The organism is Oribacterium sinus, from assembly GCF_963537195.1.
GTDB lineage: Bacteria > Bacillota > Clostridia > Lachnospirales > Lachnospiraceae > Oribacterium > Oribacterium sinus_A.
This window is the reverse complement of sequence record NZ_CAUTEG010000060.1, coordinates 1-13917: the sequence shown is the minus strand read 5'-3', so window position 1 is coordinate 13917 and position 13917 is coordinate 1. Positions and strand designations below refer to the sequence as shown.

Genomic DNA, 13917 nt, shown 5'->3' with positions numbered 1-13917 from the left:
TATAAAAATATAGGCTGATGCCAAAAAGGGAAAGGCTGAAGGACACGCCGAAGAAAAACATTCCGCTTTCATCTCCGGTGGCAACATTTCTGGCCGTACGATAAATCTTGGTACAAATCTTCGGAATCTCCACTATCGGATTAAAAATTTCCAGCTTCTTTACCCCTAAAACCCCGGGATCATGGCTCACAATGGGAGCGGGGGGCTTGCCGCTTTCCCCGGGAGGATTACCCGGTCCGGGCGGGGTGTTCGGATTCGGAGGAGTTGGCTCCGGCGGCACTGTCTCCGGGGGCGTTTCCGGCTCCGGAGGCTTCGGCTTGTCATAACGGTTATGAAAGGCAATTTCTCCTCTTTTCATATCCTGCTTTAGAGGATCATTTCGATCCGTTACAATCAATACCGCAGTGAGATAGGCAGGTCTTGGATTTCCCGCACTATCCTTGTTTTGCAATTCCACTTTTACGGAAACCAGATACTCCCTATCGTCATAGGTCATATATTCCGTATCGCCCTTTTTCTGACGAATATCGTACTGATAGATTCCCTCCTCCGAAAAGGAAATGGGGGCAAAACGTTTCTCCTCCTTTGTTTTTCCTGCGCCTAAAGTGAGATGAATCTCTTTCTCATCCGGCACCAAATTAGAACCTGATATCACCGGTTCCAGCTCCACCGTAAATTCTTCCTCCGGGAATGAATCTCCCGCGGCATACAAACTCACCGGAATCTCCACTTTTACCGGAGCAACGGCGGCATAGCTCTTCGGAACAAACAACGAATTCCCCAACAAAAGGCAGAGAAAAAAACCGATAATTTGTATTCTCTTTTTTCCCTTCATGCTTTCTTTCCTCTTTCCTTTCCTCCTACTTTACTGACTTACTTCATTAATGATTTTCTTTCTAAGCGACTTTCTTCCTAAGCGACTTTCTTCCTAAATTACTTTCTTTTTTACCGCTAAGCTTAGTCCTTCTTACTCTCTCTACGAGCTGCCTTCTTTGGCAGTTCTTTGCCCTTATCTTCACAATATTCTGATAAGTAATTATATTATCGGCACATTTTGCAATTTTATATAAGCTTTTTAATAATATTTTGTTTTTTCTCTTTCCCTGGAAGCTGCTCCCTTGCTGAGCTTTTTAAGAATTTTACAGTTCCTTTATAATTATAGTCATTTTAAATAATCAAGACCTTCTATTACGTTTTAAAATTGGACAAATATTTTTAATCTTGATAGTATCATGTGGAAAAATAATTATGTTAAAAACACTTATTTCTCGCTTTCACTAAGTACCGGCGAGCTCAGATTGCCCTCGTTTTAGACCTATGCTGTTTTGCATCTCTGATATTTCATCTCTAATATGCTTTATAATTCATCTTTCTTTTTTTATATCCCTTTTCTTTCAAGCTAAAGAAGAGGGTTTTAAAAACATACAGATTGGAAAAGCATTTAGAATAAAAATGTTTATAAGGAGGATATAGCTATTTATCCATCAAAGAAAATCATTGTAGTCAGTCATTGTGTTTTGAATCAAAATGCTGTAGTGCATGGTCTGGAACGGGCTCGAGGTGCTTTTCCCTTGGCAAAAGAAATCCTGGAGAGGGGAATAGGCATAATTCAGCTTCCCTGCCCGGAGCTTTTGTATTTGGGAAGCAATCGTCCTTCAATGAATAAGGCTGAGTATGAGAAGACGGAAGGCTATGCCGAACATTGTCGGAGAATTTTAGAGTCCGTTTTTTGGCAGTTGGAGGAGTATCAGAAAAATGGCTATAGTTATATTGGAGTTTTAGGGATTCAGGAAAGCCCCAGCTGTTCTCTTTCCTCTCCCCCAGGAATTCTAATGGAAAAATACATGGAAGAAATGGAAAGAAGAAACTGGACACAGGCCTGTTTCGAAGTGCCGGTATTTTATGACGAAGAGGAGAAGGACGAAAAATGGGAAAAATATAAAGCTCGCTTTACTGCCTTCATAGAAGAAAAGCTTGAAGCTTAAGTGAAAAAGATGAAAAAAGCTCAAGAAATGCAGTAAGAAAACTCTACTATAAAAAGACGAAAAAATGTGTGCTGTACGGTAAGTGATACAGCAGGAATTTAATAAAGGAGAATTGCAATGAACAAGTTGAATAAGAATACGAAAATCCTATTATTTTGTGCTCTGGCGGTGGTGGTAAATGTAGTTTTTGGAGATTTTGTCAGCATGCTAAAGATACCTCTTCTTTTTATGGATACCATCGGCACCATTTTCATTGCGGCATGCTACGGTATGGGCTATGGCGTTCTTACCGGTGTGGCCACCAACCTTTTGATGGGCTTTACAGCCAGCCCCAGCGCAATCCCCTTTGCCTTGGTCAATGTAGTGGTTGCAGTTGTGGTAGCCCTAATCAGTAAAGCCGGAAAGAAGGGCTTCAGCCTTCCCAAGGCAATCCTTGCAGGACTGCTTTTAGCCATTTTATGCCCAATGGTTGGAGCTCCCATTCGTATCTTCCTCTTCGGAGGACTGACCGGTTCCGGAACAGACTTGGTGATTATGGCCTTAAAGCAATCCGGTCAAGAGCTTTTTACTTCAGTTTATCTAGGGGCTGTTAGTGGAAACTTGGTGGATAAATTACTGTCCTGCGTACTGGTGTCCCTCCTCTTACAAAGACAAGCTATGAAACGAAGCCTCAGCTTGGCCTAAAAGAAGTTACGCCCATTTTCCGGACAGGCTGTAAACCTTCGCCAAAAGACCTCCCAAAAACTTGCCGTGAAGCTTCCGGAATTGTTCCTTTTCTTCCTTCAGGCGGTTTTTATTCTTCATTTGCTTTCTGGTTTCCGCCTCTTCGTGTCTTCGATAGGAAAGCAAAGACTTCTTGATATAGAGGAAACGCCCCTCTTTTTCCGCCAAATGCAGGAAGGCATCCCAATCCGTAATAAAACGATAGTCATTTTTGAATAATAATCTTCTGCAATGTGCTGTCACATAGGTACAGCTGGGGCAGGAGATGCTGTTGCCAAAAAGCAGAGGAAGCTTTTTCCAGAGGCTCTTTTCCGTATGATGGGTAAAATGATAGGGAAGTCGTAGGATTCTTTTCACTTTCTCGGCAACATTCGGCAGCTTCTGTCCCATACCGTCAATGTCCTGCACCGCAGTAAAAATCAAGCTGGCATCCGGATAGAGGGAATAGGCATGCTCCACAGCCTTAGTGTAATCTTCATGATACAAATCGTCCTGATGTGCAATGGTCACCAGCTTTGCTCTCTTTCTGCCTACCTCCAAAGCAAAATTCCAATCCCTTGCCAAAGAGGGCTCTCCGTTTCGGACAAACAGGGGCAAACGATATTCTCTGGAAATCCTCTTTAAAAAGGCATTGGGAGTTGCGGTACATAGGTAAATGGGAGATGGGTTTTTTTGCTTTAAAAGAGATTGAATGCATTCTTCTAAATAAGAGGATTCTCCGTAGCAGGGAATCACGAAGGCATGCAGCACCTTTTTTCTCTTCTTTAAAGCGATAAACTTTCTTTCCGGAAGTCCCCTTCCGCCTCTTTCCTCTGCATGGGCAGCGGCTTTTTCGATAAATGCCTCGGTTTTTTCCTTTGCCGTCTTAAAAAATCTGCATCTTCTGGCTTTTCGCGCTTTAAAGGAAAGCCCCGACTTTTCCGACTTCTGAAGGATAGACTGTGGCTGTTCTGCCTTTCGTTCCGCATTCTGAAGTAGACTCAAGTTCTGAAGTTGTTCCGCGTTCTGAAGCTGCTCAGGCTCTCGAACAGGATTCTGAGAGCGTTCCGACCTTCCATCCAACTGATGAGACAGCTCCTGCTTTTCTTCCTCCAGAAAGCGGTTTACACCGCCCTTAGCCTTCTCTCCTTCTGCAAATATTCTTTTCTTCAATGCTTCCTTATCCATTTTTACTCCTTTGGCATTGCGGTAAGATTCATAATGTTCCTATTTTAACAAAAAATTAATTTTATTTCTACCGTTCTGCGGAAGCTTTTTTCCCATAATCCAGGTTTTTTCCCTAACTCACGAAGAAGGGACTGTAAAAATCAAAATAGTTTTCTATGCAATATAGGTCTAAATTCGGGGCACGCTCTCGCTAGCTTCGCCACGGAGCGGTACTAACTTCAAGCTTCGCTTTACTCGCTTTCAGTAAGTACCGCCGGGCTCAGACTACCCCTCATTTAGACCTATATTGCCGAAAATCTATTTATTTTGATTTTTACAGCCCCTTCTTCAAGAGCTTATTTTCTTATGTCAAGCTTTATGACAAACCGGATTATGCCTTCTTCTTTCTATAGAAGGTATTGTCCATAGGAAGCTTGGTTCTGAACTCATGGTCAAAGGCATAGTATGCGTTGGCAATGGCCGGAGCAATAGGAATGCTGGCAATCTCTCCGATACCCTTCGCACCAAAAGCAAATGGGATAGGTGTATCTCTCTCCACATAGATCGCGTGGATGTTTGGAATCTGGTTCGCACGAAGCAGTCCCAAGGTACCAAGCTTAGCAGTGGGTACACAATCCTTTAAGGGGAAGTCCTCGGTGAGGGCATAGCCCATTCCCATCAATACTCCACCTTCAATCTGTCCCTGAATGGCTACCGGGTTTACAACCTTTCCGGAGTCATGGGCAGCATATACATCCGTTACCTGTCCCTGCTCATCCAAAATCGCCAGGTTGGTGGCATAAGCGTAAGCCACGTGGGACTTGGGGTTGGGAAGGTCTGCGCCCAGCTTATCTGTGGGATCAAAGAACTCGAAGAAATATTCTTTTCCTTCCAATGCGGAAAGATCTCCGCCTACCTTGTCCAAATCTCCCTTAAGCTCTACGGCTAAGCCCTTTACCGCCTCACCGGTAATCAAGGTCTGACGGGATCCGGAAGTGGTTCCGGAGTCAGGAGAATCCTCTGTGGATCCCTTGGAAAGATCAATCTTCTCCACCGGAAGGCCGGTACCGTCGTGCATCATCTGCATAAATACGGTACGGCAACCCTGTCCGATATCGGAAGCCGCGGTGTACAGCTCTACCACACCATTTTTAATAACCGCTCTGGCTCTTCCCTTATCCGGAAGACCTACACCTACACCGGCATTCTTCATGGCGCAGGCAAGACCTGCTCTGCCCTTGTTGGCTTCGTAAATGTCCTTTACCGCCAATAAGGTTTCCTTAAGGGCTGTAGAGGAATCCGCAATCTGTCCGTTGGGAAGAACCTTTCCGGGCTCGATGGCATTACGGAAACGAATTTCCCATGGGCTAATGCCTACCTTCTCAGCCAGCTTATCAATCAGCATTTCCAATGCATACTCACTTTGGCACACACCGAATCCGCGGAATGCTCCTGCAGGCGGGTTATTGGTGTAATAACCGTATCCGTAGATATTGGTATTCTGATAGGTGTAAGGACCTACAGAGTGGGTACAAGCTCTCTCCAGTACCGGTCCGCAAAGGGATGCATAGGCTCCGGTATCGAAGTAGATTTCACAATCCAAGCCCTGGAAAATACCATTTTCATCACAAGCCAGAGTAAAGGTACCCTCCATGGCATGACGCTTGGGGTGGAAGTTGATGGATTCCTGACGGGTAAACTTTACCTTTACCGGTCTTCCCACCTTTAAAGCCATCAGCACGGCAATATGCTGTACGGAAACGTCTTCCTTACCGCCGAATCCGCCGCCTACCAGCTTATTCTCTACCACGATTCTGGAAGGATCCCAGCCCATCATGATGGAAATTTCTTTTCTGGTGTCATATACACCCTGGTCACTGGTATAAACCTTCACGCCGTCCTTATAAGGGAAGGCAATGGCGCACTCCGGCTCCATGAAGGCATGCTCGGTAAAGGGGGTCTTAAAGCTGTCGGTTACTACATATTTTGCTCCCGCAATGGCCGTCTTGGCATCTCCACGGGTTACGTGTCTTTGCTGGCAAAGATTTCCGTTAGGATGAAGCTTAGGTGCATTTTCCGCCTTAGCCTCTGCGATGCTTCTTACCGGCTCCAGCACTTCGTACTCCACCTTCACCAGCTTCTTAGCAGCCTCTAAAATAGAAGGAGTCTCTGCAACGATTAAGCAAAGGGCGTCTCCGATGCAACGGGTAGTGTCGCCTTCAGCAATCATAACATCCCAGTCCTGCTGAATATGTCCCACCTTGTTGTTGGGAACATCTGCAGCCTTTAAGATAGCAAGAACACCGGGAAGGCTCTCCGCTGCCTCTGTATTAATCTTCAAAATCTTGGCTCTAGGATACTCTGTACGAACAGCCCCACCGTAAACCATGTTATCCATTTCCACGTCATCAGGATATTCTCCGGTTCCCAGAACCTTCTCTCGAACATCCACACGGAAGGCGGACTGTCCAACCTCGAAGTCTTCTCCGGTCTCCAGATCGGACTGAATCTTTTCTTCGCCCCGAAGTACCTTTGCCGCAAGCGCAATTCCTTCGATAATCTTCTTATAGCCTGTGCATCTGCAAATGTTGGAACGGATGGCTTTCTTAATATCCTCTTCTGTGGGATTCGGATTCACGTCAATTAAAGCCTTGGCGCTCATCACCATACCGGGAATACAGAAACCGCACTGTACGGAGCCGGCACGTCCAAAGGCATAGACATAGGCTTCCTTCTCCTGAAGGCTCAGTCCCTCAACGGTAACAATGTTCTTTCCCACTGCCTTTTTGGTAGACAAAATACAGGAACGCACAGCCTTTCCATCAATCAAAATGGTACAGGTACCGCAGGCTCCTTCACTGCAACCGTCTTTTACGGACTTGCACTTTAAATCGTCACGAAGAAAACGAAGCAAAGGCTTATCTTCCTTTGTTTCCACCTCTTTTCCGTTTACAATAAAACGAAATACATCCATCTCTTCCATAAGCATCTCCTACTTCCTAAACTCAATTTAACGACAAAGGTATCCTCTTCCCTTTTTACTCTCTCCTAGGCCAATGCAGATAAAGGTATTTCTCCTTCTCTTATCGACTAGGCTTTTCCCTATTTTGAAAAGCCTTCGCTTGCTTATCGCAATCTGTACCCCTGCAGGATATCTCTTTATTTTTTAGGTCGCTCCTGTAATCTAAAAAATAATTATGTCGTTTACAAATTAACAATAAGATTATAAACGAAAGCGGTGAGAGTTACCACCCTCACCGCAAAGACTTCCCTTTTTTCCAAAAGAGAGCAAAAACTTTTGTGCGATTTGCCTAACAATTTTTTAGGCAAAAACCAAAATATTTTTTAGTTTGCTTTCTGAAGATTTTCCTTCACTACTCTTTCTACGGCATTTAAAATATTTTCATAACCTGTACAACGGCATAAATGTCCGGAAATGAGCTTTCTTAACTCGTCTCTGCTGTAGTCCTTTCCTGTTCCTACAATCTCCACAGCGGTGAGAATCAGTCCGGGAGTACAGAATCCGCACTGTACTGCAGCTTCTTCAATAAATGCGGTCTGAACCGGATTCAGCTCTCCGTTTGGTCCCTTAAGACCTTCTACGGTAAGAACGGACTTTCCGTCTGCCCACATCGCCAGGTAGATACAGCTGTCCACCGCCTCTCCGTTTACCAAAACGGTGCAGGCACCGCACTCTCCTACCTCACAGCCCTTCTTTACGGAAGTTAAGTCAAGACGCACTCTCAGGGCATCCAGGAGAGACTCTCTCTCGTCTACAGCCAGTTCCACATCTCTTCCATTCACCTTAAAATGAATAATTTTAAGCATTGACCTGTCCTCCTTGTAAAACAATGGCTTCCTGTAAAGCACGCTTTGCCAACTCTGAAATCACCTGTAAACGGAACTCCTTGGAAGCTCTCCAGGAGCTTCTGGGACGAACCTCTGTCAGGGCGATGTTTACATAATTTTCAATTCTATCCGTATCGGTGCAAGAGGCGCCCATCAGGCTTTCCTCCGCCTTTGGGCAACGAATGGGCGTAGGAGCCGCTACACCATAGCCCAGTCTCACCTCTTCAAAATGCTTCTTCTCTTTGTCCAGCTTTACCATTACCGCACAGCCCAGAGTGGCAATCTCCATGGCCTTTCTCTTTCCGTACTTAATGTACTTTCCGCTGAAGCCTTCATAATCTTCTTTCTTGATTAAGAAGCCGGTACAAACCTCATTTTGCTCCCGAACTGTCTTCCCCGGGCCGGTATAAAACTCGGAAATCGGAACCTGACGCTCTCCCTTGGGACCTGTCAGAAAAACAACCGCATTTAAGACCTGCATACTTGCAGCGGAGTCTGCGGAGGTTGCCCCGTTACAGATATTTCCGCCGATGGTTCCCATATTTCGAATCTGGGGACCTCCAACAGTATCCACCGCCTCTCCCAGCATGGGGATATGCTTCTGTACCAGAGGGTCATTGGTCAAGTGGGTAAAGCTTGTTCCTGCTCCAATGAAAAGATCTCCGTTGTCCAAAAGCTTTACGCCCTTAATTTCTTCAATATTTTTAATGGACACCAGTGCCTTTCCCGCATCCTTTCCCTCACGAACACGAATCAATACATCGGTTCCGCCGGAAATGATTTCCGCATTGGGATTGGCTGTTAAGGCCTGCACCGCATCCGCTACATCCTTTGCTTCATGAAATCCCTGTAAATCAAACATGTCTTTATCCTCTCCTTTACCATAAAGATAAATATCACTCTTGTGTTTTACGGACGGGAGCCCCGGCTAAAACAGGAGCTCCTGTCCTCTATGTTCTATACAATCTTGAGAAGAAACCGGCATAGGGAGGAAGCCCTCCCTATCGCTTTTCTTCCTTAGTCTACAGAGATTGTCTTAATTAATCCTGCCTCACGGAAGGCATCTGTGAGTCTCTGGCTGGTCATCGGAGCCACATTCATGGCAACACCGGTAGCCTGTAAGATAGCGTTTCTTACCGCAGGAGCCGCTGCAATAACAGGAGGCTCTCCCAAGGACTTGTTGCCGTAGGGGCCGGTAGGATCCTCCAGCTCTACGAAATCCACTTCCAAATCGGGAACGTCCATAGCGGTAGGAATCTTAAAGTCTAAGAGATTGGCATTTAAGACCTTTCCGGTCTTCGGATCCACCAGTAAATCCTCGGATAAACCGAAGCCAAGGCTCTGTGCCATTCCGCCATGAACCTGTCCCCTTGCGGTATCATGGTTAATGATGGTTCCGGAATCATGCACTTCCACGATTCGTAAAATCTCCACCAGTCCTAAGGGAATATCCACCTCTACCTCGGCATAGCATACACCGGAGGAGAAGGTATTGTTCTTACAGTGGTTGGTACATTCCGCCGCAATATGCACGGACTTATCCAAAGAATAGAAGGCGGTGTCTGCCAAAATAGCAAGAGGAAGTAATGGGTTTCCGCTCTTCTTTTCCACAATCTGAGAATCCACCAGATCTAAGGAATCCTTGGAAATCTCTGTCTCTTCGGAAAGGTCAAGAAGCTCTCGAATCTTCTTTGCCGCAGCGGTAACCTCTTCGGCATATACGGTTTTGGAGAAATCCTGTACCGCATTGTTTAACATATATTCCGCATAGTCTAAGATACGATCCTTAAACTCCTCCGCCACCTTCTTACAAGCCATACCGGAAACATAGGTCTGGCGAGAAGCGTAAGCTCCTGTATCGAAGGGAGCAGTATCGGTGTCTTGGGTAGAACATACATAGACATCTTCATAACGAATACCGGAGGCCTCTGCTGCCATCTGGGTAAATACGGTATCCGCACCCTGTCCGATCTCCGTAGCCCCCATAAAGAGCTGGCAGGAACCGTCCTGGTTCAATACCATACGAGCTGCAGCAGTCTCTAAAGCGATAGGATGAACACCGGTCTTATAACAGAAAATCGCCATACCGATACCTCTTCTCTTGTCTCCGCTTTGAGGCTTATCGTACTCTGCTCTCTTCTCCTTCCAGTTGGCAAGTTCCGCACCCCTTATCATGGAATCCTTTAATCCATAGGAGTGGAAGGTAATGCCATTGTGCGGATCCTTAAAGCCTGCAGGAATACAGTTCTTTAAACGTATCTCCAAGGGGTCCATACCGATTTTCCTTGCCAGATCATCGGTTAAGCACTCGGTAATCCATACAGACTGGGGAATACCGTATCCTCTCATAGCTCCCGCAGTAGGTGCGTTGGTATAAACGGTCCAGCAGTCTACCTCTGTACCGATTTTATCAATATATAATTCCTTAAAAACATTTCCGCAGTTTGCACAGATGGCGTGGCCATGGGAAGCGTATCCTCCGTTGTTGGCAAAGGCTTCCATCTTTCTGCTAAGAATCTGTCCGTCCTTTGTTACCACAGCCTTGGTATGTCCGGTAATCTGGTGTCTGGTTCTGGTTCCGTAGATGGTTTCCTCACGGGAAATCTCCAAACGCACCGGCCTTCCGCCCACCTGCATGGACATGTAGGCATTTAACGGCTCATACAATACGTCCTGTTTGTTACCGAATCCGCCGCCGATATAAGGCTTAATGATACGAACTCTTCCTGCAGGAACCCCGAGAGCCATCGCTGTATATAAACGAACGATATGGGGAATCTGTGTGGAGCAGACAATGGTAATCTTATCGTTCACATCCACATAGGCAAAGGATACAGGAAGCTCGATATGGCAGTGAGAAATCTTCGGCGTATCATAAACTTGCTCGTGGGTGACGATGTTTTCCTCTCCGTACTCTTCCTTGGCCTTCTTCAGACCTTCCTCAAAGGTATAATCCTTCTCTCCCATAGTCATGTGGCTATGAACGATAACATTGTCCTTACGAAGGTCCGGGTGAAGCGCCTGAGCTCCTTCCGCCAATGCCTCCTCCACGGTGGTCATCACTGGATACTCCTCGTACTCCACCTTTAAAAGGCGAAGAGCCTGGTCACAGGCCACTTCATTTTCCGCAATGACGCAGGCAATATCATCTCCGTAAATCCGGACTCTCTGATTCAGAAGCTTTCTGTCACAGATATCCTGGTGGGCTTTCTCTACAGACCAGGGGTGTCCTGCTGTGGGGAATTGAATATCCGGCACATCAAAGCAGGTAAGAATCTTTACGACTCCCGGTACCTTCTCCGCCTCACTGGTATCAATGCTCTTTACCAAACCATTTCCGATGGTGGAATGGTAAACCTTACCGTGCAAAATATTCTTCGGCTCTAAGTCCGCAGTATACTTTGCTTCGCCTGTGACTTTTCCATAGGCATCAACACGAATCTTATCTTTCCCTACTGCACGCATGGAAACCCTCCTGACTGTTTGCAAATGCATCCATTGGTTACGAAAATACAAGGCCTTCTTCCTCCGGAATGGCTTTGTCTAAGTATAAAATTCCCCATTTCTGGAGTCTATTCACAGTTTTTGCCAAGCTTTTTTGGTGCTTCTGTCATAGATTTAACAAAAATATTTTTTAGATAATCTAAATTTTTGTACTGACTGGCAAAAATCCGTTCCGTTACAGCTTATCCTTGCATCTTCCTACAACCTTGATATTACTGGATTTTTTGCCAAAAAGCCATTTTAATATTTCCAAGGTTTTTCCTTTATTTTTAGAAATTTCCGTGAACTTGTCTAATTTTTGGCGCATTGTCAAAATATAGACAAGCACTTTACAGGGTGTTACAATACAGTCCAGATTCTTGTTATAGGATTTTTTATCTTTTTGAAAAAACAGGAAAGATTTCTATGAAAAATCACAAAAAGGGATAGCTACATTTTCAAGGAAGAAACGCTCTATAGTCCGACATCGGAAAATGCTGTTTAGGAGAAAATCAGGAAGCTCCTTAGGCACAGTTTTGAACCATTGAAAATTCATCATCCCCGGTGATATTTCAGGAATCTTTTTTCTTTTTCAAACAAATGAAGGAGGAAAAATGAGTCAAGAAAAGTCAGTAGCACGCATGGAGAACATTTACAAGCTGGACGGAAGAGTGCCCATCGGAAAGGCCATCCCCTTCGGATTACAGCATGTCTTAGCCATGTTTGTATCCAACCTAGCCCCTATCACCATTATCGCAGGAGCTGCACAGCCCGCCCTTACCCAGCAGGAAATCGCCATGCTTTTACAAAATGCGATGTTTGCCGCAGGTATCGCTACCTTTATCCAGCTGTACCCGGTCTGGAAGGTTGGTGCCAAGCTTCCTATCGTAATGGGTGTAAGCTTTACCTTCGTGACCATCCTGTCCACCATTGCCGCAAACTTCGGTTATCCCACCGTTATCGGTGCGGTCATCGTAGGCGGTTGCTTTGAAGGTGTTTTAGGACTTTTGGCAAAGTATTGGAAGAGAATCATTACGCCCATCGTTGCCGCAACCGTTGTAACCGCCATCGGCTTCTCCCTTTTTACCGTAGGCGCACGTTCCTTCGGCGGAGGCTACGGAGATGACTTCGGTTCCAAAGAGAACTTAATCATTGCCACCGTAACTTTGCTTACCTGCATCGGCTGGAGCATTTTCGTAAAGGGCTATATGAAGCAGCTTTCCGTATTGGCCGGCTTAATCGTGGGATATATTCTTTCCATATTTATGGGCAAGGTGGATTTAAGCCTGATTTTCTCTGACGGCTTTGTGTCTTTACCAAGACTCTTCCCCTTTACCCCCCAGTTTAATATCGGAGCCATCCTTTCCGTTTGTATCATCTTCCTGGTTTCCGCAGCAGAGACCATCGGAGATACCACAGCCATGGTGGCTTCCGGACTAAACAGAGAAATTACAGAAAAGGAAATTTCCGGCTCTCTGGCTTGCGACGGATTCGGATCCAGCATTTCCGGACTTTTCGGATGTGCTCCCGTAACCTCCTTCTCTCAGAACGTAGGTCTTATCGCTATGACCAAGGTAGTAAACCGCTTCACCATTGCCACCGGTGCAGCAGCAATGCTGTTGGCAGGACTTCTGCCCCCTGTAGGACATTTCTTTGCTTCCCTTCCCCAGAGCGTTTTAGGGGGATGCACCATCATGATGTTCGGAAGCATCGTAGTCTCCGGAATGCAGATGATTGCTTCCTGTGGCTTTACCCAGAGAAATATCGTCATCGCTTCTCTTTCCTTGGCAGTAGGTATCGGATTTACCTCCAGCACGGAGAGCAGCATCTGGCACATCTTCCCCTCTATCGTACAGACCGTATTCGGGGAAAATGTCGTAGCGGTAGTCTTTGTTGTTGCTTTAATTTTAAGTGCAATTTTGCCGCAAAACATGGAGGTGGCAAAGCTTACAGAGTCTGTTGAAGAAGAGAAATAAAAGAAGATTTACATGCTTTGCAGGTAGTACTTGTTAAGCATACAGAAAAGAAAAGCAAGAGCTACTCTTGCTTTTCTTTTGCTTTAGTCGTACAATATTTTGTACAACTAATTCAAAGGAGAAAAACTATGGAAGCTGTTGCCTATTCCAATTTCAGACAGAATTTAAAGCAATACATGAAGCAGGTAAATGAAGATGCTGATGCGCTGATTGTAACCGCAAAGGATGCGGAGGATACCGTAGTCGTACTCTCTAAAAGAGAATATGACAGCTTGCAGGAAAGTCTGCGAATTCTATCCAATTCTTATTTAATGGAAAAAATACGACGCGGAGATACACAATTTCGAAAAAAACAATTCCAAAGCCATGACTTGCTTGAGGTAAAAGAAGATGATTAAAGCCTGGTCCGATGAGGCGTGGGAAGATTACCTCTATTGGTATGCCCAAAATAATAAAAGTACCATCAAAAAGATTCATCGCCTTATTGAGGCGATAGAAAGAAGTCCCTTCTCAGGAATCGGCAAACCGGAGGCTCTAAAATACGAGCTTAGCGGAAAATGGTCCAGACGTATCACGGAAGAAGATCGGCTGATTTATGCTATTGAGGATGATGTATTATACATCTATTCCTGCAAGGATCATTATTAAAAAAGGCGCTGTAAAATCAAAAACATTTTCTAAGCAATATAGGTCTGAAACGGGGCACGCTCTCGCTAGCTTCGCCACGTAGGGGATACTAAGCGAAAAACTGCGTT

Annotated in this window: 11 protein-coding genes; 5 read left to right on the top strand and 6 right to left on the bottom strand. The window is 45.3% G+C overall.

Going from position 1 to position 13917, the window contains the following annotated elements; all coding sequences use genetic code 11:
* On the bottom strand, positions 1 to 835 hold an 835-nt coding region (locus tag RYL27_RS07710; RefSeq protein ID WP_314966355.1), incomplete at its 3' end, for a Spy0128 family protein.
* Between the two features lie 634 nt (positions 836 to 1469).
* Here RYL27_RS07710 and RYL27_RS07705 point away from each other — a divergent pair.
* Entirely contained in the window at positions 1470 to 1985 is a 516-nt protein-coding gene (locus RYL27_RS07705; protein ID WP_327195667.1) for a CD3072 family TudS-related putative desulfidase, read from the top strand.
* Between the two features lie 117 nt (positions 1986 to 2102).
* Positions 2103 to 2669 (top strand): CD3073 family putative ECF transporter S component, encoded by a 567-nt coding sequence (locus tag RYL27_RS07700; RefSeq protein ID WP_007157735.1) that lies wholly within the window; start codon positions 2103 to 2105, stop codon positions 2667 to 2669.
* Between the two features lie 6 nt (positions 2670 to 2675).
* Here RYL27_RS07700 and RYL27_RS07695 read toward each other — a convergent pair whose 3' ends face one another.
* From RYL27_RS07695 to xdhA, 5 genes are all read right to left on the bottom strand, one after another.
* A complete protein-coding gene (locus tag RYL27_RS07695; RefSeq protein ID WP_314966351.1) occupies positions 2676 to 3875 on the bottom strand; it encodes a glycosyltransferase family A protein in 1200 nt (399 codons plus the stop codon).
* 370 nt (positions 3876 to 4245) lie between these two features.
* Complete coding sequence (gene xdh / locus RYL27_RS07690) at positions 4246 to 6828, bottom strand: selenium-dependent xanthine dehydrogenase (protein ID WP_314966357.1); 2583 nt, start codon at positions 6826 to 6828, stop codon at positions 4246 to 4248.
* 371 nt (positions 6829 to 7199) lie between these two features.
* Positions 7200 to 7682, bottom strand: a complete 483-nt coding sequence (gene xdhC, locus RYL27_RS07685) for a xanthine dehydrogenase subunit XdhC (RefSeq protein WP_314966349.1) — start codon at positions 7680 to 7682, stop codon at positions 7200 to 7202.
* Positions 7675 to 8565 (bottom strand): xanthine dehydrogenase subunit XdhB, encoded by an 891-nt coding sequence (xdhB, locus tag RYL27_RS07680; protein WP_314966348.1) that lies wholly within the window; start codon positions 8563 to 8565, stop codon positions 7675 to 7677. Before xdhB ends, xdhC begins: the two co-directional genes overlap by 8 nt.
* A 155-nt stretch (positions 8566 to 8720) precedes the next feature.
* On the bottom strand, positions 8721 to 11168 hold the full coding sequence (gene xdhA / locus RYL27_RS07675) for a xanthine dehydrogenase subunit XdhA (RefSeq protein ID WP_314966346.1): 2448 nt from the start codon (positions 11166 to 11168) through the stop codon (positions 8721 to 8723).
* Positions 11169 to 11800: 632 nt separating this feature from the next.
* On the opposite strand from xdhA, the gene RYL27_RS07670 reads away from it, so the two are divergent.
* The 3 genes from RYL27_RS07670 (at position 11801) to RYL27_RS07660 (ending at position 13810) form a co-directional block, all read left to right on the top strand.
* Positions 11801 to 13162 carry a uracil-xanthine permease family protein gene (locus RYL27_RS07670; RefSeq protein WP_314966344.1) on the top strand — a complete coding sequence of 454 codons (1362 nt, stop codon included), beginning with the start codon at positions 11801 to 11803 and terminating at the stop codon, positions 13160 to 13162.
* Between the two features lie 128 nt (positions 13163 to 13290).
* Positions 13291 to 13560, top strand: a complete 270-nt coding sequence (locus RYL27_RS07665) for a type II toxin-antitoxin system Phd/YefM family antitoxin (protein WP_314966342.1) — start codon at positions 13291 to 13293, stop codon at positions 13558 to 13560.
* Positions 13553 to 13810: a Txe/YoeB family addiction module toxin gene (locus RYL27_RS07660; protein WP_308579270.1), complete on the top strand. Its 258-nt coding sequence runs from the start codon at positions 13553 to 13555 to the stop codon at positions 13808 to 13810. Before RYL27_RS07665 ends, RYL27_RS07660 begins: the two co-directional genes overlap by 8 nt.
* Positions 13811 to 13917 lie beyond the last annotated feature (107 nt).